The organism is Burkholderia sp. 8Y, assembly GCF_902506145.1.
Taxonomy (GTDB): Bacteria; Pseudomonadota; Gammaproteobacteria; order Burkholderiales; family Burkholderiaceae; genus Caballeronia.
In genome coordinates, this window is sequence record NZ_LR733519.1 from 1,766,935 (window position 1) to 1,786,137 (window position 19,203).

Annotated in this window: 22 protein-coding genes; 14 read left to right on the forward strand and 8 right to left on the reverse strand. The window is 65.3% G+C overall.

Features of this window, described 5'->3' with window-relative positions; genetic code table 11:
- Window positions 1–99 precede the first annotated feature (99 nt).
- The 7 genes from hutH (at window position 100) to GV035_RS07730 (ending at window position 6,652) form a co-directional block, all read left to right on the forward strand.
- The gene (gene hutH / locus GV035_RS07700) at window positions 100–1,656 is read left to right on the forward strand and encodes a histidine ammonia-lyase (RefSeq protein WP_159834361.1); all 1,557 of its coding nucleotides are present in this window, start codon (window positions 100–102) and stop codon (window positions 1,654–1,656) included.
- Window positions 1,653–2,348 carry a histidine utilization repressor gene (hutC, locus tag GV035_RS07705; RefSeq protein WP_159834362.1) on the forward strand — a complete coding sequence of 232 codons (696 nt, stop codon included), beginning with the start codon at window positions 1,653–1,655 and terminating at the stop codon, window positions 2,346–2,348. The genes hutH and hutC overlap by 4 nt, the downstream gene beginning before the upstream one ends.
- 1 nt (window position 2,349) lies before the next feature.
- On the forward strand, window positions 2,350–2,925 hold the full coding sequence (locus GV035_RS07710) for a HutD/Ves family protein (RefSeq protein ID WP_159834363.1): 576 nt from the start codon (window positions 2,350–2,352) through the stop codon (window positions 2,923–2,925).
- Complete coding sequence (locus GV035_RS07715; protein WP_159834364.1) at window positions 2,922–4,301, forward strand: formimidoylglutamate deiminase; 1,380 nt, start codon at window positions 2,922–2,924, stop codon at window positions 4,299–4,301. Before GV035_RS07710 ends, GV035_RS07715 begins: the two co-directional genes overlap by 4 nt.
- A 24-nt stretch (window positions 4,302–4,325) precedes the next feature.
- On the forward strand, window positions 4,326–5,138 hold the full coding sequence (gene hutG / locus GV035_RS07720) for an N-formylglutamate deformylase (RefSeq protein ID WP_159834365.1): 813 nt from the start codon (window positions 4,326–4,328) through the stop codon (window positions 5,136–5,138).
- A gap of 221 nt (window positions 5,139–5,359) precedes the next feature.
- Entirely contained in the window at window positions 5,360–5,677 is a 318-nt protein-coding gene (locus tag GV035_RS07725; RefSeq protein ID WP_201303957.1) for a DUF4148 domain-containing protein, read from the forward strand.
- A 207-nt stretch (window positions 5,678–5,884) separates the two neighbouring features.
- A complete protein-coding gene (locus tag GV035_RS07730) occupies window positions 5,885–6,652 on the forward strand; it encodes a CDP-diacylglycerol diphosphatase (protein WP_236572481.1) in 768 nt (255 codons plus the stop codon).
- A 149-nt stretch (window positions 6,653–6,801) separates the two neighbouring features.
- On the opposite strand, the gene GV035_RS07735 is transcribed toward GV035_RS07730, so the two are convergent.
- Complete coding sequence (locus tag GV035_RS07735; RefSeq protein WP_159834368.1) at window positions 6,802–7,221, reverse strand: secondary thiamine-phosphate synthase enzyme YjbQ; 420 nt, start codon at window positions 7,219–7,221, stop codon at window positions 6,802–6,804.
- Between the two features lie 101 nt (window positions 7,222–7,322).
- Between GV035_RS07735 and GV035_RS07740 the strand changes: the two genes are divergently transcribed.
- The 3 genes from GV035_RS07740 to GV035_RS07750 are packed head-to-tail and all read left to right on the forward strand — an operon-like array spanning window position 7,323 to window position 10,002.
- Window positions 7,323–7,853: a BON domain-containing protein gene (locus GV035_RS07740; protein WP_236572482.1), complete on the forward strand. Its 531-nt coding sequence runs from the start codon at window positions 7,323–7,325 to the stop codon at window positions 7,851–7,853.
- Window positions 7,850–9,226 (forward strand): NfeD family protein, encoded by a 1,377-nt coding sequence (locus tag GV035_RS07745; protein WP_159834369.1) that lies wholly within the window; start codon window positions 7,850–7,852, stop codon window positions 9,224–9,226. Before GV035_RS07740 ends, GV035_RS07745 begins: the two co-directional genes overlap by 4 nt.
- Before the next feature lie 14 nt (window positions 9,227–9,240).
- Entirely contained in the window at window positions 9,241–10,002 is a 762-nt protein-coding gene (locus tag GV035_RS07750; RefSeq protein WP_159834370.1) for a slipin family protein, read from the forward strand.
- A 4-nt stretch (window positions 10,003–10,006) separates the two neighbouring features.
- Here the strand turns inward: GV035_RS07750 and GV035_RS07755 are convergent, their stop codons facing one another.
- Together GV035_RS07755 and GV035_RS07760 are read right to left on the reverse strand one after the other, a co-directional pair.
- Complete coding sequence (locus GV035_RS07755; protein WP_159834371.1) at window positions 10,007–10,543, reverse strand: carboxymuconolactone decarboxylase family protein; 537 nt, start codon at window positions 10,541–10,543, stop codon at window positions 10,007–10,009.
- Window positions 10,544–10,659: 116 nt separating this feature from the next.
- Window positions 10,660–11,988, reverse strand: coding sequence for an aspartate aminotransferase family protein (locus GV035_RS07760; RefSeq protein WP_159834372.1), 1,329 nt, complete (start codon window positions 11,986–11,988; stop codon window positions 10,660–10,662).
- Between the two features lie 136 nt (window positions 11,989–12,124).
- Here GV035_RS07760 and GV035_RS07765 point away from each other — a divergent pair, with 136 nt between their 5' ends.
- Window positions 12,125–13,531, forward strand: coding sequence for an aminotransferase-like domain-containing protein (locus GV035_RS07765; protein ID WP_159834373.1), 1,407 nt, complete (start codon window positions 12,125–12,127; stop codon window positions 13,529–13,531).
- Here the strand turns inward: GV035_RS07765 and GV035_RS07770 are convergent.
- The 4 genes from GV035_RS07770 to GV035_RS07785 all read right to left on the reverse strand — a co-directional run bounded on the left by GV035_RS07770 (window position 13,528) and on the right by GV035_RS07785 (window position 15,822).
- A complete protein-coding gene (locus GV035_RS07770) occupies window positions 13,528–13,845 on the reverse strand; it encodes a hypothetical protein (protein WP_159834374.1) in 318 nt (105 codons plus the stop codon). The genes GV035_RS07765 and GV035_RS07770 overlap by 4 nt on opposite strands.
- 197 nt (window positions 13,846–14,042) lie before the next feature.
- Complete coding sequence (locus GV035_RS07775) at window positions 14,043–14,822, reverse strand: ABC transporter substrate-binding protein (protein WP_159834375.1); 780 nt, start codon at window positions 14,820–14,822, stop codon at window positions 14,043–14,045.
- A gap of 139 nt (window positions 14,823–14,961) precedes the next feature.
- Entirely contained in the window at window positions 14,962–15,366 is a 405-nt protein-coding gene (locus GV035_RS07780; protein ID WP_159834376.1) for an Hsp20/alpha crystallin family protein, read from the reverse strand.
- Window positions 15,367–15,387: 21 nt separating this feature from the next.
- Window positions 15,388–15,822 carry an Hsp20/alpha crystallin family protein gene (locus GV035_RS07785; RefSeq protein ID WP_159834377.1) on the reverse strand — a complete coding sequence of 145 codons (435 nt, stop codon included), beginning with the start codon at window positions 15,820–15,822 and terminating at the stop codon, window positions 15,388–15,390.
- Window positions 15,823–16,099: 277 nt separating this feature from the next.
- Here GV035_RS07785 and GV035_RS07790 point away from each other — a divergent pair, with 277 nt between their 5' ends.
- From GV035_RS07790 to GV035_RS07800, 3 genes are read left to right on the forward strand one after another with little or no spacing between them, the layout of a single operon-like run.
- Complete coding sequence (locus tag GV035_RS07790) at window positions 16,100–17,083, forward strand: 2-dehydropantoate 2-reductase (RefSeq protein ID WP_159834378.1); 984 nt, start codon at window positions 16,100–16,102, stop codon at window positions 17,081–17,083.
- Window positions 17,084–17,102: 19 nt separating this feature from the next.
- Window positions 17,103–17,468 (forward strand): nucleotide pyrophosphohydrolase, encoded by a 366-nt coding sequence (locus GV035_RS07795; protein WP_159834379.1) that lies wholly within the window; start codon window positions 17,103–17,105, stop codon window positions 17,466–17,468.
- A gap of 56 nt (window positions 17,469–17,524) precedes the next feature.
- A complete protein-coding gene (locus GV035_RS07800) occupies window positions 17,525–18,697 on the forward strand; it encodes an acyl-CoA dehydrogenase family protein (protein WP_159834380.1) in 1,173 nt (390 codons plus the stop codon).
- A gap of 7 nt (window positions 18,698–18,704) precedes the next feature.
- Here the strand turns inward: GV035_RS07800 and GV035_RS07805 are convergent, their stop codons facing one another.
- Window positions 18,705–18,947 (reverse strand): DUF4148 domain-containing protein, encoded by a 243-nt coding sequence (locus GV035_RS07805; RefSeq protein ID WP_159834381.1) that lies wholly within the window; start codon window positions 18,945–18,947, stop codon window positions 18,705–18,707.
- Between the last annotated feature and the right edge of the window lie 256 nt (window positions 18,948–19,203).

Sequence of the window (19,203 nt, forward strand, 5' to 3'; positions counted from 1 at the left end):
ACATCCGGGATTTCGTCTCAGTGGAATCCCGGATAGCCCCTTGTTTCGCCGTTTATGCCCGTTTAGACTGAAGTCTGACTTGTATAGACAGGATGAAACATGATTACGCTGACGCCCGGAAAACTCACGCTGCCGCAACTGCGCCGCATTGCGCGCGGCTCGGATTCGCTGCGGCTCGACCCCGCGAGCTTCGACGCCATCGACGCGAGCGCCCGCGCGGTCGCGGCCATCGCCGCGAAGGGCGATCCGGCGTACGGCATCAACACGGGCTTCGGGCGGCTCGCGAACACGCACATTCCCGCCGACCAGCTCGAACTGTTGCAGCGCAATCTCGTGCTGTCGCACGCGGTGGGCGTTGGCGAGCCGATGTCGCGCCCGGTCGTGCGGCTGCTGATGGCGCTCAAGCTGTCCAGCCTCGGGCGCGGGCATTCGGGCATCCGCCGGGAAGTCATCGACGCGCTCATCACGCTCTTCAACGCGGACGTGCTGCCGATCATTCCGGTCAAGGGCTCGGTCGGCGCATCCGGCGATCTTTCCCCGCTCGCGCATATGTCGACGGTGCTGCTCGGCATCGGCGAAGTGACGATTCGCGGCGAACGCGCGGGCGCGCTCGACGGTCTCGCTGTCGCCGGCCTCAAGCCGATGACGCTGCAGGCGAAGGAAGGGCTCGCGCTACTCAACGGCACGCAGGCGTCGGCGGCGCTGGCGCTGTATCACCTCTTCGCCATCGAAGACCTGTTCCGCACCGGACTCGTCGCGGGCGCGCTTTCGGTCGATGCGGCCGCGGGCTCCGTCGTGCCGTTCGATGCGCGCATCCACGAACTGCGCGGACATCGCGGGCAGATCGACGCGGCGGCCGCTTATCGCGCGCTGCTCGCGGGCTCGGGCATCAATCTGTCCCACGCGGATTGCGAGAAGGTGCAGGATCCGTACAGCCTGCGCTGCCAGCCGCAAGTAATGGGCGCGTGCCTCGATCAGATGCGCCACGCCGCCGACGTGCTGCTGATCGAAGCGAACGCCGTCTCCGACAATCCGCTGATCTTCCCGGATACCGGAGAAGTGCTGTCGGGCGGCAATTTCCACGCTGAACCCGTTGCTTTCGCCGCCGACAATCTCGCGCTCGCCGCCGCTGAAATCGGCGCGCTGGCCGAGCGGCGCATCGCGCTTCTGATCGACGCCACGCTGTCCGGCCTGCCGCCGTTCCTCGTGCGCGACGGCGGCGTCAACTCGGGCTTCATGATCGCGCATGTGACGGCAGCGGCGCTCGCCTCCGAGAACAAGACGCTGGCGCACCCCGCTTCGGTCGATTCGCTGCCCACTTCCGCGAACCAGGAAGATCACGTTTCGATGGCCACGTTCGCCGCCCGCAAGCTCGGCGATATCGCGAGCAACACGGCCAATATCCTTGCCATCGAACTGCTCGCGGCGGCGCAGGGCGTCGATCTGCGCGCGCCGCACAAGACGAGCGCGCCGCTCATCGAAGTGATGAACACGCTGCGCGCGCACGTCCCGCATTACGACCTGGACCGCTACTTCGCGCCGGATATCGCGGCCATCGCCAAGCTGGTCGAACAAGGCATGGTCGCGCGGCACAGCCCGTTCGCGTTCGCGTCGGAGGCGTCGGAGGCGGCGGAGAAAGCGGAAGCGAGCGCATGAGCACGCCCGCGTATCAGGAGATCAAGGACTACATCCTGCAGCGCATTCACATCGGCGAGTGGCGCGAGGGCGATCAGGTGCCGTCCGAAAACGAGCTGGCGCGCGAGTTCAAGGTCGCGCGCATGACCGTGAACCGCGCGCTGCGCGAACTGACGGCCGAACAGGTGCTCACGCGCGTGCAGGGCGCGGGAACGTTCGTCGCAGAGCCGAAGTACGCGTCGACGCTCGTCGAGATTCGCAGCATTTCGGACGAAATCGCTGCGCGCGGCCATGCGTATCGCGCGCAGGTGCTGCATCTGGGCGCATCCATCGTCGATGAGGCGCTCGCCGCCGAAATGCAGCTTGCGCTCGGCAGTCCGGTGTTTCATTCGCGCGTGCTGCACTTCGAAAACGACGAGCCGGTGCAGATCGAAGAGCGTTACGTGAATCCGGCGCTCGCGCCGGAATACGCGCGACAGGACTTCACGACGATCACGCCGAACCAGTACCTCATGATCGCCGCGCCGCTTCAGCGCGTGGAGTACCGGATCGAGGCGTCGGTGCCGTCGCCTGAAATCCGCGATGCGCTCGCGATGGGCGAGCACGAGCCCTGTCTGCTGCTGCATCGGCGCACGTGGTCGCGGGATGCGGTCGCGTCGGTCGCGAATCTCTGGCATCCGGGCGACCGTTATCAATTTACCGGGCACTTCTGACGTGACGATCATTCCGGCGGCTTCGCTCATCGCCGTGCCGTGGAAGAACGGCGGCGGCATCACGCGCGAAATCGCGGCGGGGCCGCCCGGCGCGTCGCTCGATGCGTTCGCGTGGCGGCTGTCGATCGCGGATGTATCGTCGGACGGCGCGTTTTCGGTTTTTCCCGGCGTCGATCGCGCGCTCGTGCTGCTCGACGGCGCGGGCATGAGGCTCTCGGACCAGAGCGGGCGCGAGCATCGGCTCGACGAACCGCTCGCGATGGCGCAATTCGCGGGCGAGACGCCGATTCACGCGAGTCTCATCGACGGACCGACGCGCGATTTCAACGTGATGGTGCGGCGCGATGCGGCGCGCATGTCCGTAAGCGTTCGGCGCGCGGGGCGTCATGAACTGGCGCAGCAGCAAGAACTGATGTTCGCCTACTGCGCGAGCGGCAGCCTGAGCGTCGCTTGCGTCGATGGCAGGCACGCGGTGCTGTATCCGGGCGATACCGTCCGCATCGAGCGGCCCTGCACCATCGAAGCCGCAGGCGATGCCGCGTGGCTCTGCATCGGCATCGAGGAGACACGAGCTTGAACCTCTTTTTCGCGGACCACGCGCGCTTGCCGGACGGCTGGCGGCGCAACGTGCTGTTCGAATGGAACGACGACGGCGCGCTGACGAGGGTCGAGCCGGACAGCGCGCATCCCGCTGGCGCGCAGCGCGCGCACGGGCCGGTGCTGCCGGGCATGCCGAACCTGCATTCGCACGCGTTCCAGCGCGCGATGGCCGGCCTCACCGAATACCGCGCGAGCGCCGCCGATACGTTCTGGAGCTGGCGCGACCTGATGTACCGCTTCGCCGCGAAAATCGAGCCGCAGATGCTCGCCGACATCGCGCACTGGCTGTACATCGAGATGCTGAAGGCGGGCTACACGTCCGTCTGCGAGTTTCACTACGTGCATCACGCGCAGGACGGCTCGCCGTATGCGAACCGCGCGGAACTCGCCGAGCGCGTGGTGGATGCGGCCGAGCGCGCGGGCATCGGCATGACGATGCTGCCGGTGCTCTACCAATACAGCGGCTTCGGTCAGGCCGTGCCGCGCGACGATCAGCGCCGCTTTCTGAACACGCCCGACAGCCTGCTCGACATGCTCGACGCGCTCGCCCGCGCGCGGCCCGAGAACGGCGCGCGGCGCTACGGCGTCGCGCCGCATTCGCTGCGGGCGGTTTCCGGCGAGTCGCTGGCGGCGCTGCTCGAAGGGTTCGATGCCCGGTTCCCGCACGGGCCGGTGCACATTCACGTCGCGGAGCAGCTTGCCGAAGTCGATGCGTGCGTCGCCGCCACGGGCCAGCGGCCGGTGCAATGGCTGCTGAATCGCTTCGACGTGGATGCGCGCTGGTGCCTCGTCCACGCCACGCACATGGACGCCAGCGAATTCCGGAAGCTTGCCGCGAGCCGCGTGGTCGCGGGGCTTTGTCTGACGACGGAAGCGAATCTGGGCGACGGCTTCTTTCCGGCGCGCGATTATCTGGATGCGGGCGGCAGAATCGGCATCGGCTCGGATAGTCATGTGGGCGTGGATTGGCGCTCGGAACTGCGGCTGCTCGAATATGGCGAGCGTTTGCGGCGTCGCGAGCGCAACGTGCTGGCGTCGGCGGACGCGATGCGCCCAGCCGACCGTCTGTTCGACGCGGCTCTCGACGGCGGCGCGAGCGCGACCGGGCGGCGCGTCGGTGCGCTCGCGCCGGGCATGCGCGCGGACTGGATCGTGCTGGATGAAGCGCATCCGGGCATCGGCGGTCTGTCCTGCGACGCGTGGCTGTCGAGCGCGGTTTTTTGCGAGCATGGCAACACGCCGATTCGCGATGTGTTCGTCGGCGGCCAAAAGGTCGTGGACGACCGCCGCCACGCCGACGAAGAGCGAGCCTTGCCGCGTTACCGCGCGGCGCTCGGCCAACTGCTCGCGTAACGTAACACTCTCGGGGCCGCAGATATGGATGCCACTCACGATTGCTCGATTTACACGCTGGAACGCGGCAGCGCGCCGCTGCTGATATCGATTCCGCATCGGGGCACGCGCATTCCGGCGGCGCTCGTCGAAGAGATGACGCCGGTCGCGCTGCGCGTGGACGACTGCGACTGGCATCTGGAGCGGCTCTATGCGTTCGCGCGAGAGATGGGCGCGTCGATTCTGCTGCCGGAATACGCCCGCTATGTGATCGACCTGAACCGTCCGCCCGACGACGCGAATCTGTATCCCGGCCGCGACACGACCGGCCTGTGTCCCGTCGATACATTCGAGAAGGAGCCGCTTTACCGGCCGGGGCACGCGCCGTCGCGCGAGCAGATCGACGCGCGTCGCGCGCTGTACTGGCAGCCGTACCACGACGCGCTCGCCGGCGAACTCGCCGCCCTGCGCGAAGCGCATGGCCACGCGCTGCTGTGGGAGGCGCACTCGATCCGCTCGGTCGTGCCGCGCTTCTTCGAAGGCCGCTTGCCCGACTTCAACTTCGGCACGGCGGACGGCGCATCAGCGGCGGCGGGGCTGGCCGAGCGGCTCGCGGAAACCGTGACGCGCGACGGGCGCTACACGAGCGTTGCCAATGGCCGTTTCAAGGGCGGCTACATCACGCGGCGTTACGGCGACCCGGCGAGCGGCATCCACGCGGTGCAGCTCGAACTGACGCAGGTGACGTATATGGAGGAAGCGTCGCCCTATGCCTACGATGAAACCCGCGCGAGCGCCGTGCAGCCGCTGCTGCGCGAATTGGTGACTGCGGCACTGGACTATATCGAGAGGCGTTGAATCGTCGGGCGGCTGTTGGATGAATCGAGCAGTCGCGCGGCAAACGCCGTCCATCGCCCCTTCGATTGTTGCTCTTTGAACAAATATCTTTCGTGAGAATCGGGGTTTCCCCTAGGTCGCCGTCCTCCTACACTTGTCTCAAGCGAAAGGAAATCAGAAAACGCTTAAAAAGCTTTCGGTTTCCGATCGATCTCAAAACAAGATTATTGGAGGTCATCATGATCAAGGCATTCGTTCCGGCACTCGTCATCGCTTCGGCTCTGGCTGCTCCGACTTTCGCATTCGCGCAAAGCAACGCGCCTGTGACGCGCGCTCAAGTCCGCGCCGAACTGGTTCAACTGGAAAAGGCTGGCTACAACCCGTCCCAAGACCGCGTGGACTATCCGCAGAACCTGCAAGCCGCTCAAGCGCGCGTGAACGCTGACCAGGGCACGGTCGCCGCGACGTCGTACGGTCCCGCGACCGCCGGTACGGCACAATCGGGCGCACGCTCGGCAGTGTCGATGTCCGATCGTAGCTCGGTCTACTTCGGCCACTAAGCCGGTTTGTGCTGGCCGCTGCCGCTTCAATGAGCGGCGGCAAGAATCAGGTGCAGTGCGAGAAGAGCAGTAAGCAGTAGAGCAAGAAAGAAGCGCCGGCAGCGTTGATCGCGGCCGGCGCTTTTTTGTACTATCGACCCGTTTCGAAATTCACGGGCTTGCAAGCATAATCCGGCACGCTTTGTTCTTTCTCCCCGGATTGTGCCGATGCAGACCCTCACGAAACTTTTTCTAACCGCCGCCGTCACGCTCGCCGTCGCGTGGTCGCCGGCGCGCGCGGGCAATTCCGACGCGCTCTGGCAAATCGTCCACGACCGCTGCTTGCCCGCCGCCGATGGCGCGCCCATCGAGCAGCAATGCGCCGAGGTGAACCGCGCGGGCGGCTATGCGGTGCTGAAGGATATCGTCGGCGTCGCGCAATATCTGCTGATTCCGACGGCACGTGTGACCGGCATCGAGAGTCCCGTGCTGCTCGAACCGGATACGCCGAACTACTGGCGCGAGGCATGGAATGCGCGCCATTACGTCGACGACGCGCTGCGCCGCCGCTTGCCGCGCGACGAAATGTCGCTCGCGGTCAACTCGGCGAGCGGACGCACGCAGAATCAACTGCATATCCATATCGACTGTCTGGCCGATGACGTGGCGCAGGCGCTGCGCGAAGCGGGACCGGGCATCGGAACCGAATGGGCGCCGCTGCCGTCGCGTCTTCTCGGACATCGGTATCGGGCGTTGCGGATCGACGACGCGGACCTGTCGCGCACCGATCCGTTCAGGCTGCTGGCCGCCACCGTCGCACAGGAAGGCGGCTCGATGGGCGATCAGACCTTGCTGCTCGTCGGCGCGCACCGCAGCGACGGCGCGCCCGCGTTCTTTCTGCTCAACGACCACGTAGGGCCGGGCGACGCGGCGTCGTCGGAAGAATTGCAGGATCACACGTGCGCGCTGGGCGGACGCACCGTCGTGAAACCTTGACCGCGCTGCGTACCGCATCGTCCGGGCCGATGGATGCGGGCGATTTCCACGTCGCGGTGCTTTCGACGCCCAATAGCACGCTGTCCGTCTGACGGAAGATCGCCGCGGCAGCGGATGCACGATCAGCGTGCCGCGCCCGCACAAGTAGGCTACTCGCCGATAAGATGCAACACGAGTTCCCGATGATGCGGCGTCGCCCGGTGCTCGAATACATAGATGCCCTGCCACGTGCCGAGCACCATGCGGCCGGCTTCGACCGGAATCGAAAGCTGCACGGTCGTGAGCGCCGTGCGCAGATGCGCGGGCATGTCGTCGGGGCCTTCGGCGTCGTGGATATAGCGCCCCGGCGCTTCGGGCGCGACGGATTCGAAGTACCGTTCCAGGTCGGCGCGCACGTCCGGGTCGGCGTTTTCCTGAATCAGAAGCGACGCGGACGTATGCCGGCAAAACACCGTCAAAAGGCCCGTGCGAATGTCCTGCAAGTCGATCCAGCGGTCGATGTCGCGCGTGACTTCATGCAGGCCGCGCGAGCCGGTTGCGAGCGTCAAATGGTGGAGTGCCTGTTTCATGTCGTTCTCGGTCCGAAGGAAAGTGCCTGTTCCAGTGTAACGGCTGGTTCGCACGTTGATGGACTATGCTGGGCGCGTGCCGTTCACACTGTCGGACGATCATGCGCAAACGAAGCCCCACCGCGTTGCTCGGAGCACTCATACTGTTCCATGCGCTCGCCGTCCGCGCCGACGAGCCGCTCGCCAATCGCGGCAACGACCCGTTTCTCCACGTATCGAATGCAATCGCCGATTGCCCCGCGCCGCGCGGCCCGTTCGAGACGGAACAAGAGTGGCTCGACGAAGCGCACTACCGCATCGAGCGCGGCAACAGTTGCTGGATCGCGGGCCGCTGCCGTCTGCCGAACAGCTACGACTACGACCGCGAGATCGCCGAAAGCGTCACGCGCCGCCTGAACGCGCTGAACGCTTCCCTGCAATGGCGCGACAAGACGAGTCTGTGGCTCACGTTGCAGCGCCGCTTCGTTTATGTCGATGGCTGCGTGTCGCCCGACTTCGACCGCGCGCGCTTCGTCGCGGACTTGAGCGAGACGGCCGATGTCGAGAAGATCATCGACCGCACGACGGTTGTTTCGCCTAAGCTGAAAGCGAGACCCTGCGCGACGCCGGCCGCAGCCGGCGATTGCCGATGACAACGCATCTTGCTGACTGGCTTCTACCGTTCGTCCGGCGCCTGTTCGTGCTGCTGGCGTTCGCCGCGATTCCGCCGTGCGCCGCTGCCGCCGCGCCGGTCGTCGTGATTCCGCTGACCGGCGCGGTCGGCCCGGCGAGCGCGGATTTCGTCGTGCGATCGCTCGCCCGCGCCGCCGACGAGCACGCGCAACTCGCCGTCCTTCGCATCGACACGCCCGGCGGCCTCGACCTTTCCATGCGCTCCATCATTCAGGCGATCCTCGCTTCGCCGGTGCCGGTGGCCGCGTTCATCGCGCCGAGCGGCGCGCGGGCGGCGAGCGCGGGCACCTACATCGTGTACGCGAGCCACATCGCCGCGATGGCGCCCGGCACCAACCTCGGCGCGGCCACGCCGATCCAGATCGGCGCCGGTGGACCGGAGCGCGCGGCGTCGGGCGCATCGGAGGGGGCATCGACGGAAATGCGCAAGCAGGTCCAGGACGCCGCCGCTTATATCCGCGGTCTCGCGCAACTGCGCGGGCGCAACGAGCAGTGGGCCGAACGCGCGGTGCGCGAGGCCGTCGCGCTCTCGGCAAACGAGGCGCTCGCGCAGAAGGTGATCGATCTCACCGCCACGGACATCCCCGATCTGCTCGCGAAACTCGACGGCCGCCGCGTGCGTACGGCGCACGGCGAACGCGTGCTCGCGACGCGGCAGGCGAGCGTCGTCGTGTTGCAGCCCGACTGGCGCAGCCGCTTTCTCGCGACGATCACCGACCCGAGCGTCGCGCTCATATTGATGATGATCGGCATGTACGGGCTCTTCTTCGAGTTCGCGAATCCGGGCTTCGTGCTGCCGGGCGTCGCGGGCGCGATTTGCTTGCTGGTCGGCCTGTTCGCGCTGCAATTGCTGCCGGTGAGCTACGTGGGACTCGGCTTGCTGGTGCTCGGCATCGGCTGTCTCGTCGCGGAGGCGTTTTTGCCGACGTTCGGCACGCTCGGCGTCGGCGGCATCGTGGCGTTCGCGATCGGCGCGCTGATGCTCGTGGACACCGACGTGCCGGGCTTCGGCATTCCGTTCGGTCTCGTCGCGGCGCTTGCGCTCGTTTCGGCGCTCTTCGTGTTCGCGGTGTCGGGGCTCGCGCTGAAAGCGCGCAGGCGGCCCGTCGTCGCCGGTGGCGAGGCGATGCTCGGCAGCATCGGCGTGATGCTGGAGCGCGGCGAGACTCGCGACGCAAGCGGCTGGGCGCGCGTGCACGGCGAACGCTGGCGCGTGCAGAGCGCGTCGCCCGATGCGCTGCCGGCGCAAGGCGCGCGCGTGCGCGTGACCGCGCGCCACGGACTCACGCTGATCGTCGAGCCGTTCGACGATCCACATCGCAAGGCACCTTGAACGAGGCTAAAGACATGGGGCTCACTTTCGGTTTCGGCGGCATCATTCTCGCGCTCATCATTTTTCTGGTCGCGTCGGCGGTGCGTATTTTTCGCGAGTACGAGCGCGGCGTCGTGTTCATGCTCGGGCGTTTCTGGAAGGTGAAGGGGCCGGGGCTCGTGCTCATCATTCCGGTCGTGCAGCAGGTCGTGCGGATGGACCTACGCACCGTGGTCTTCGACGTGCCGCCGCAAGACGTCATCACGCGCGACAACGTCTCGGTGAAGGTGAATGCGGTCGTGTACTTTCGCGTGGTCGATCCGGAGAAAGCCGTGATTCAGGTCGCGCGCTATTTCGACGCGACAAGCCAGCTTTCGCAGACGACACTGCGCGCGATTCTCGGCAAGCACGAACTCGACGAACTGTTGTCCGAGCGCGAGCGCCTGAACAGCGACATCCAGCGCGTGCTCGACGCGCAGACGGACGTGTGGGGCATCAAGGTATCGAACGTGGAGATCAAGGACGTCGATATCAACGAAACGATGATCCGCGCGATCGCCCGTCAGGCCGAAGCCGAGCGCGAGCGCCGCGCGAAGATCATTCATGCGGAAGGCGAATTGCAGGCATCGGAGAAGCTGTTGCAGGCGGCGCAGATGCTGGCGCAGGCGCCGCAAGCCATGCAGTTGCGCTATCTGCAAACGCTGACGACGATCGCGAGCGACAAGAACTCGACGATCGTCTTTCCGGTTCCGATCGATCTCGTGAGCGCGGTGATCGACCGGTTCACGAAGACCTAGAACGCTAGGCGAGAGCCGGGAAATCGAGCGTCGTATCGTTCACGCGGTTGACGAGGTTCGTGAAGTTGATCACGCTCATCGCGAACAGCGTGTCGATGACTTGCGCCTCCGAATAGCCCGCTTCGCGCACATCGGCGAGCACGCGGGCATCCACCGTGCCGCGCGAGTCCGAGACTTGCCGCACGAAGCGCACGAGCGCGTCGCGCTTCGCGTTGCCGGTCGCGTCGCCCGCGCGGATCTGCTGCGTCTCGTCCTGCGTGAGTCCGGCCATCTTGCCGACCACCGTATGCGCGGCGGCACAGTAGTCACAACCCGCCAGTTCGCTAACGGCGAGCTTGATGGTTTCGACATCCGCCTTGTCGAGGCTGCTCTTCGCGAGCACGGCATCATTCGACAATGTCGCGCCGAGCGCCGCCGGGCTATGCGTGCCGATGGCCGCATACGCGTTCGGCACGCGGCCCGCGGCCTTCTTGATGGCGGCGAAGATTTCGGCGGTCTTGCCGGTGGCTTCGTTGACGTTGACTTGGGAAAGACGTGACATGGTGTGCTCCGGTTTCGGTTGGTGAGCCATCTGAATGGCGTGAGTCAACTTTAGGCCGGGGCAGGGCTGCTGTGAATGCGCGCGCGTCTCATTGGAGCGCGCGATCGTCTCATGTTTTATTGCACGGTCGCCAGCACTTCTCTTACCGTCGCGAAGATGCGGTCGATCTGATCGTCCTCGATGATGAGCGGCGGCGAGAACGCGAGGATGTCGCCCGTGTAGCGCACGAGCACGCCCGCCTCGAAGCACTTCACGAACGCTTCGTAGGCCCGCGCGCCGGGCGCGCCGTCGCGTGGCTCCAGTTCGATGCCCGCGACGAGCCCGAGATTGCGAATGTCCTTCACGTGCGGCGCATCGCGCAGCGCGTGAGCCGGGTTTTCGAACTTCGCGGCCTTCGACGCCGCGCGATCGAACAGCTTGTCGCGCACATAAAGGTCGAGCGTGGCGATGGCCGCAGCGGTTGCCGCCGGATGCGCGGAGTACGTGTAACCGTGAAAGAGTTCGATGGCGTTGGCCGCGCCTGCATCGATGATCGTGTCGTGCACCTTGCGCTGCGCCGCGACCGCGCCCATCGGAATGGCGGCGTTGTTGATCGCCTTGGCCATCGTGATGAGGTCGGGCGTCACGCCGAAGAATTCGCTGGCCGTCGCCTTGCCGAGACGCCCGAAGCCGGTGATGACTTCGTCGAAAATCAGCAGAATGCCGTGCTTCGTGCAGATCTCGCGCAGCTTTTGCAGATAGCCTTGCGGCGGAATCAGCACGCCCGTGGAGCCCGCGACCGGCTCGACGATCACCGCTGCAATCGTCGATGCATCATGCAGCGCGACGATGCGCTCCAGTTCGTCCGCGAGATGCGCGCCCCACGCCGGCTGGCCCTTCGAAAACGCGTTGTGCGCGAGATCGTGCGTATGCGGCAGATGATCGACCGATGGCAGCAGCGCGCCCGAGAACGTCTTGCGGTTCGGCGCGATGCCGCCCACCGAGATACCGCCGAAGCCCACGCCATGATAGCCGCGCTCGCGTCCAATCAGACGCGTGCGCTGGCCTTCGCCGCGCGCGCGATGGTAGGCAATCGCGATCTTCAGCGCCGTATCGACCGACTCCGAGCCCGAGTTCGTGAAGAAGATGCGGTCGAGCCCTTCGGGCATCAGCGCGGCGACTTTCTTCGCGGCTTCGAAGGCGAGCGGGTGAGCCATCTGAAACGTCGGCGCGAAATCCAGCGTGCCGAGCGCCTTCTGCACGGCCTCGACAATTTCCTCGCGGCAATGGCCGGCGTTCACGCACCACAGGCCCGCGCACGCGTCGAGCACGTCGCGGCCATCGGTCGACCGGTAGTACATGCCTTTCGCGCTTTCCAGCAGGCGCGGCGCGGCCTTGAACTGGCGATTTGCGGTGAAGGGCATCCAGAAAGACGACAGGTCGTCGATGACGGGGCGGGCATTCATGGCTAAGTCTCCTCGGAAGAACGGTCACTGTATGCCGATGCAAAACTGCGCGGCATAGACAGTTGCTTCACTGCGTTGTCGACTGTGCTGGCAAAATGGGGCGAACTGTGCTGGCAGGCATCGCCTGACGATTCTGATGATAGAACTCAAACTGGAGCGCGGCTCGCGGCAGGCGCCGACGCTCGTCGAGCAGCTCGTGCGGGCGTTTTCGTCGGCGATCGAGGCGGACACGTTGCGCGCCGGCGCCTTGCTGCCCTCGGTGCGGCGGCTCGCCGAAAGCGAGCGCCTGAGCACGTTCACCGTGACGGAAGCCTATGGCCGGCTCGTGTCGATGGGGCTCGTCACGGCGCGTCGCGGCTCGGGGTATCGCGTGGCCGCGCGGGGCACTCGGGAACAGGCGCGGGCGGTCGAATGGCAGCCGCCGAGCCTCACGGCGACATGGCTGCTCTCCGACGTGTTCGCGGATCATTCGGTGCCGATCAAGTCCGGCTGCGGCTGGCTGCCGAACGAATGGGTCAACGAAAGCGGCCTGCACCACGCATTGCGCGCGGTCAGCCGCGTGCCGGCGGCGCGCATCGCGGATTACGGGCATCCGTACGGCTTCGCGCCGCTGCGAGAGCGCATTGCGGAGCAACTGGATCGTCACGGCTTGCCAGTCGATGCCGCATCCAACGTGCTGTTGACGAGCGGCGCGACGCAGGCGCTGGATCTGATCGTGCGGACGCTGCTGCGTCCGGGCGATGGCGTGGTCGTCGAAGATCCCGGCTACTGCAATCTGCTGCAGATTCTCAGGCTCGCCGGGCTGACGGTGCATGGCGTGCCGCGCACCGCCGCGGGCATCGATACCGACGTGTTCGAGCGCATCGTGACGGAGCATCGTCCGAAGGCCGTCTTTCTCAACACGACGCTTCAGAACCCGACCGGCGCGACCTTCGGAATGGCGTCGGCGTTTCGTCTGATGCAGATTGCCGAGCGGCATGGCCTGTGGGTCGTGGAAGACGATGTGAACCGCGAGCTTGCGCCGCCCGGCGCGCCGTTGCTCGCGGCACTGGAAGGACTGAGCCGCGTGGTGTATGTCGGCGGTTTTGCGAAGACCATCACGCCGTCGCTGCGCTGCGGCTATGTCGTCGCCGAGCGCGAGGTGTTGCGGGAACTGGCGCGCACGAAGATGGCGGTGGGCCTCACATCGTCGGAGGCGACGGAGCGCATCGTCGAAAAAGTGCTGACGGAAGGGCGCTATGCGCGGCACGTCGAATTTGTGGTGGACAAACTGAAGGACGCGCACGCGCGCGTCGAACAACGCATGGATGCGCTCGGCGCTGACGTGCTCCTTCGGCCGCGTGCGGGGCTTTTCGTGTGGGCGCGGCTGCCGATCGATCCATCGCAGGCGAGCGATGTCGCGACGCGTGCGCTGGAGCACGGCATCTGGCTCGCGCCAGGCTCGTACTTTCGTCCCGGCGATGCGCCGAGCGCGTGGTTTCGCTTCAACGTGCCGTATTCGCTCGACGACGCGCTCTGGACGTTCCTCGACGAGTCGCTCTAGCGGCTCAAGGATTCACGCGGACTCGCGCTCAGCCGATGCAGGTGCGTGCGCTGACGCGCCGCGCTCTTGCTGCGATCACGCGAAGCCGCGAGATGCGCCTGCAACCGCTCGCAGACATCTTTTCTGCGCACCGGATTGAGCGGATCACACAGACGAATGGTCAACGTGGCCGCTCTTGCGTGCAGCGGCACGAGCGTGTCGGGTTCCGGCGCTTCCCAGAGCACGACGGTATGCGTGCCGTCCGAGACTTGCACGATCTGAAAGTGCGCGAGATCGATCTTGCTAAGTTCATGTGGTTCGATCGAATGATGCATGATGCCCCCGGTAACAGTCTCTTCATGCATTGCCGGGCATGCAAACACTATGCCGACGCATCGAGCGGTCCGCTTCCCGCATGGCGGCGGCCTGCGTGTAACTTTCAGCGTGGAATGCGTGAAAAAAGGCATCGGCGCGCCCAACGCCTGTGTTGGCGCGGGCCGTACACTGCGCCCGCGCCGTCTGTTTCCTAAGCTTATTCGCCGTAAATGTCGAAGTCGAAATACTTCTGCTCGATGCGCTTATAGGTGCCGTCCTTGATCATCGCGGCAATCGCGCCATCGAGCTTCTCTTTCAGATCGGTGTCCTCCTTGCGAAGACCGATTGCCGTTCCCGGGCCGAAGATCGCGCTGTCCTCCAGCGCGGGACCGGCGAAAGCGAAGGGCTTGCCGCGCGGCGTGTCGAGAAAGCCGCGTTCGGCCTGCACCGCGTTTTGCAGCGATGCGTCCAGACGCCCGGCAAGCAGGTCCGCATAGACCTGGTCCTGGTCCGCATACGAGACGACCGTTACGCCTTTCGCGCCCCAATGCGCCTTCGCATATGTCTCCTGCATCGAGCCTTGTTCGACGCCGACCGATTTGCCCGCGAGCGAATCCGCTGTCGGTTGAATCTTCGAATCGCGCTTGGCGACGAGCCGCGTGGGAACGTGAAAGAGCTTGCTGGAAAACGCGATCTGCTTGACGCGCGCCGGCGTCATGGACATGGTGGACAGCACGCCGTCGAACTTGCGCGCCTTCAGGCCCGGAATCATGCCGTCGAACGCGTTTTCGACCCATACGCATTTCGCGTCGAGACGGCGGCACAGTTCATTGCCGACGTCGATGTCGAAGCCGACCAGCTGGCCGTCGGGCGCTTTCGACTCAAAGGGTGGATAGCTGGCGTCGACGCCAAAGCGGATAGTGGACCAGTCTTTCGCATGTGCGCCGATGGATACGGCCAGCGTGGCACTCAACAACACCGTCAACAGCGTCTTCACGTTCGTCCCTTCTTAGCGATGAGTTGGAATGGTTCTCGGACTGCCGCGAAGATTATAGAGGCGCTTTGGAGGCGCTAAAAAAATGGCCGCGGAATTCGCGGCCATCGGCTCGAGCAGGGTATTGCTGCGAAGAAATCGCTTAGCTCGCACGCACTTCGATACGCCGCGGACGCGCTTCTTCACGACGCGGAATGGTCAGCTTGAGCACGCCGTTCGTCAGATTGGCGTCGATCTTCGTGGTGTCGAAGTCGTCGCTGACCGTGAATGCGCGGGCGAAACGCGGCGCGCGTACTTCGGCGTGATGCACGCGCAAGCCGGCTTGCGCGGTGACGACCGCTTCGGCTTCGATAAAAAGCCGCGCGTCATGCACCTTCACGTCGAGCTTTTCGCGCGGCACGCCGGGCAGATCCGCCCACAGCGTGATGCCGTGGCTGTCTTCGACGATATCGACCGCGGGCGTGATGCTCGCGCGGCGCACGTTGTCTTCGTTCTTGCGCGTCACGTCGCCTTCGTTGCGTTGCGCCAGTTGAGTGGTGTCGTTCATCGTGAGCTCCCGAATGCTGAGTTACTGAATGGCGATAGCGCGCGGCTTGGACGCTTCGCGCTTGCCGACCGTGATGGATAGCGTGCCGTTCTCATAACGAGCCTGCACCTTGTCGATATCCGCGTTCTGCGGCAGTTCGATCACGCGGCGGAAGCTGCCGGTGAAACGCTCCTTCGCATAGGAGCGCGCGCCTTCGGTCAGCGTTTCGCCCTTGCGCTCGCCGCTGATCGTGAGTGTGCCTTTGTCGACGGTGACATCGAGCGATGCGGGATCGACGCCCGGCGCGAACGCGACGATCTCCACGGCCTCGTCCGTGCTGCCGATATTCAATTGCGGAAACACGTCCGCGCGGCTGGTGCGGATGCTCGACGGAAGATTGCCGAACAGCGTCGACATTTGCCGCTGCATGCGGTCGAACTCCGCGAACACGTCGCCGCTAAAGTAGAAGTCACTCATGATCCAGTCTCCGATAATGCGGCCGCATCAGGGCCGGCACAGTGCGTTGATCGATGTGGGCGGCGCGTGGCTGCGTCGCTGCCCTTGCATCGAAAAATAGGAGCGGGGACTCCGTTTTCAATAAGCCGGAGCACATTTTCCGGCGAATTTTTTATTCGTTTGGCGGCTCTTGAAGTGCGCTGGCCGACTCATAATTTGGACCGTTTGAGCGCCCGCCGCCAAGATTGCCATCCGCTCTTACAATGGGCGGTCCATGGAGCGTGGCGGAGACGACAAGATGAAGGTATGCATTTACGGCGCGGGCGCAATCGGCGGCTGGATGGGCGTCAAGCTCGCGCAAGCGGGCTGCGATGTCAGCGTGGTCGCGCGCGGCGCGACGCTCGACGCGCTCACCATGCGCGGCTTGCAGCTCGTCGAGAAGGATGCGACGCACGAGGTGCAGGTCCGCGCGAGTGCCGCGCCTGAGGCCTTAGGTCAGCAGGATCTGGTCGTGGTCGCCGTCAAGGCGCCGGCGATGGAATCCGTCGCCGCGCATATCGCGCCGCTCTTGAGCGCACGGACCACCGTGCTTACCGCGATGAACGGCGTGCCGTGGTGGTTCTGCGAGGGCTTGAGCGATGCGTTCGCCGGCAAGCGGCTTTCTTCGGTGGACCCGCAAGGTGCCATCGCCGCCGCGGTACCGAGCGCGCAGACGGTCGGCTGCGTGGTGCATGCGAGTTGTTTCGTGGAAGCGCCGGGCGTCATCCGGCATCATCAGGGCAACGGCCTGATTGTCGGCGAGGCGAGCGGCAAGCCGAGTGCGCGCGTCGACTCGCTCGTATCGCTCTTTGCGCGGGCAGGCTTCAACGCTTCCGCTTCGCCGCAGATTCAGCGCGACGTGTGGTTCAAGCTCTGGGGCAACATGACGATGAACCCGATCAGCGCGATCACCGGCGCGACCACCGACCGCATTCTCGGCGACGAACTCGTGCGCGGATTCGTCACGCGCATCATGCTCGAAGCCAAGGAGATCGGCGCGCGCTTCGGCATTCCGATCGATCAGGAGCCCGCCGACCGTCACGCGGTCACGGCGAAGCTCGGCGCGATGAAGACGTCGATGCTGCAGGACGTGGAAGCGCGCAAGGCGGTCGAACTCGATGCGCTCGTCGCGTCGGTGCGCGAACTCGGCGCGATGACCGGCGTGCCGACGCCTTTCACCGACGCGTTGCTCGGCCTCGCGCGCCTGCATGCGCGCACACTCGGCCTTTATCCGGCGCAATGAGTCATGAGTTGAGGACGCGATGAAAGAATCCCCGAGCGAACTCGTCGCCATGCGCGACATGCTGCGCGAGTTCGTACATGAACGCGACTGGCGCCGCTTCCACGCGCCCAAGAATCTCGCGGCGGCGCTAAGCGTCGAAGCAAGCGAGTTGCTGGAGCCGTTCACGTGGCTTCAGACCGGCGACAAAGCCGAACTCGACGACGCGAAGCTCAGAGCCATACGTCACGAAATGGCGGACGTGCTCGCTTATCTCGTGATGCTCGCGGACGCGCTCGATGTCGATCTGCATCAGGCTTTACTCGAGAAGATGGCGCTCAATCGCGCGAAGTATCCGGCGCACAAGGTTCGCGGCGATGCGCGCAAATACAGCGAATACGATGAATGACGAATGCGGCTGGCACGGCTAAGCTCGCATGATTCACTGACAACCGAGGATCGCCGATGGACTTTTCGCTTTCGCCGGAGTTGACCGACTTGCAGGCGCGCGTGCGCGCGTTCATCGCAGAGGACATCGTGCCGATGGAGCGCGATCCGCGCTGCACGCCGCATGGACCGAACGAGGCGTTGCGCGCCGAACTGGTCGCGAAGGGCCGCAAGGTGGGCTTGCTGTCGAGCCACGTGTCGCCGGAGTTCGGCGGGCTCGGGCTCGGTCATGTCGCGAAGGCCATCCTGTTCGAGGAAGCGGGCTACTCGCCGCTCGGCCCGGTCGCGCTCAATATCGCCGCGCCGGACGAAGGCAACATGCATCTGCTCGAAGCGATCGCGACGCCCGAGCAGAAAGAACGCTGGCTGCGTCCGCTCGCGGCGGGCGAGATCCGCTCCTGCTTCTGCATGACGGAGCCGCCGCCGGGCGCGGGCGCGGACCCGTCGATGCTCGAGACCACCGCGACCCGCGAGGGCGACGAATACGTGATCCACGGCCGCAAGTGGTTCATCACGGGCGCTGAGGGCGCGGCGGTCGCGATCATCATGGCGAAGTTCGCGGACGGCCCGGCTACGATGTTTCTCGCGGACATGTCGAGCCCGGGCATCGTGATCGAACGGTCGATGGATTCGCTCGATACCTGCTTTCCCGGCGGCCACGGCGTCGTGCGTTTCGACGGACTGCGCGTGCCGGCGTTGAGCGTGCTCGGAGAACCGGGCGAAGGTTTTCGCTATGCGCAAGTGCGTTTGTCGCCCGCGCGTCTCACGCATTGCATGCGCTGGCTCGGCGCGGCCCGCCGCGCTCACGACGTGGCCAGCGACTATGCGCGGCGTCGTCAGGCGTTCGGCAAGGCGCTAGGCGAACACGAAGGCGTCGGCTTCATGCTGGCGGACAACGAGATGGACCTGCATGTGACGAGGCTCGCGATCTGGCATTGCGCGTGGGTGCTCGATCAGGGCGTGCTCGGCAAGCACGAGTCGAGCATCGCGAAAGTGGTGTCGTCGGAGGCGCTGTGGCGCGTGGTCGATCGCTCCGTGCAGGTGCTGGGCGGGCAGGGCGTCACGCACGAAACCGTCGTCGCGCGCATCTTCGCGGACATGCGCGCGTTCCGGATCTATGACGGCCCGTCGGAGGTGCACCGATGGAGCATTGCGCGACGCATCCTGCGCGGGCCCAAGCCGGCCGCGTGACCGCGCGCTATTGCGTCATCGGCGGACCGTCGGCTCGCCGTTGCGCGACGATGCGGCCAGCGCGCATGGCGTTCTCGGGATAATGAATCCAGTCGTTAGGATCGTAACCCGCAGCGAGCCATGCGCGAAGATCGTAACGGACCTGCTCGCGCGTCTTGGGCGCGGACGGATCGTCGGCGAGCGGCTGCGCGAGTGCAGACGCGGCCCAGCACGCCGCCAGCGCGCCAAGCATGAATCGGGATGCTTTCATTAGTTCCCCTTGCGCCGCTTATGACGGCTTACCCATTCTAGGACACAACGCGCGATCTCACCGGCGCACGCTGAGGTGATGTTTTCGACACCCGCCGCCGCTCGAGGGGCAATATGCAGCGCGCTCGTTATGCAAGTAGCCGCGTGCATCTTTGCGCTAAATGCTGCCATCTATGTCCCAATTAGCGGGCAGCGTTTCATGCAACGCCATGACTCGGGGAAAGCCCGTGTTGCATTGCAGCATCGCATTGAGTATG

Bases quoted from the DNA above. Each gene is read 5' to 3' on its own strand.
- GV035_RS07805 (WP_159834381.1), bottom strand. From the start codon at position 18,947: ATGAAAGCATCCCGATTCATGCTTGGCGCGCTGGCGGCGTGCTGGGCC.
- hutG (WP_159834365.1), top strand. From the start codon at position 4,326: ATGGATGCCACTCACGATTGCTCGATTTACACGCTGGAACGCGGCAGC.
- GV035_RS07780 (WP_159834376.1), bottom strand. From the start codon at position 15,366: ATGAACGACACCACTCAACTGGCGCAACGCAACGAAGGCGACGTGACG.
- GV035_RS07740 (WP_236572482.1), top strand. From the start codon at position 7,323: ATGCGCAAACGAAGCCCCACCGCGTTGCTCGGAGCACTCATACTGTTC.
- hutC (WP_159834362.1), top strand. From the start codon at position 1,653: ATGAGCACGCCCGCGTATCAGGAGATCAAGGACTACATCCTGCAGCGC.
- GV035_RS07790 (WP_159834378.1), top strand. From the start codon at position 16,100: ATGAAGGTATGCATTTACGGCGCGGGCGCAATCGGCGGCTGGATGGGC.
- GV035_RS07745 (WP_159834369.1), top strand. From the start codon at position 7,850: ATGACAACGCATCTTGCTGACTGGCTTCTACCGTTCGTCCGGCGCCTG.
- GV035_RS07755 (WP_159834371.1), bottom strand. From the start codon at position 10,543: ATGTCACGTCTTTCCCAAGTCAACGTCAACGAAGCCACCGGCAAGACC.
- GV035_RS07785 (WP_159834377.1), bottom strand. From the start codon at position 15,822: ATGAGTGACTTCTACTTTAGCGGCGACGTGTTCGCGGAGTTCGACCGC.
- hutH (WP_159834361.1), top strand. From the start codon at position 100: ATGATTACGCTGACGCCCGGAAAACTCACGCTGCCGCAACTGCGCCGC.
- GV035_RS07765 (WP_159834373.1), top strand. From the start codon at position 12,125: ATGATAGAACTCAAACTGGAGCGCGGCTCGCGGCAGGCGCCGACGCTC.
- GV035_RS07795 (WP_159834379.1), top strand. From the start codon at position 17,103: ATGAAAGAATCCCCGAGCGAACTCGTCGCCATGCGCGACATGCTGCGC.
- GV035_RS07770 (WP_159834374.1), bottom strand. From the start codon at position 13,845: ATGCATCATTCGATCGAACCACATGAACTTAGCAAGATCGATCTCGCG.
- GV035_RS07750 (WP_159834370.1), top strand. From the start codon at position 9,241: ATGGGGCTCACTTTCGGTTTCGGCGGCATCATTCTCGCGCTCATCATT.
- GV035_RS07735 (WP_159834368.1), bottom strand. From the start codon at position 7,221: ATGAAACAGGCACTCCACCATTTGACGCTCGCAACCGGCTCGCGCGGC.
- GV035_RS07760 (WP_159834372.1), bottom strand. From the start codon at position 11,988: ATGAATGCCCGCCCCGTCATCGACGACCTGTCGTCTTTCTGGATGCCC.
- GV035_RS07730 (WP_236572481.1), top strand. From the start codon at position 5,885: ATGCAGACCCTCACGAAACTTTTTCTAACCGCCGCCGTCACGCTCGCC.
- GV035_RS07800 (WP_159834380.1), top strand. From the start codon at position 17,525: ATGGACTTTTCGCTTTCGCCGGAGTTGACCGACTTGCAGGCGCGCGTG.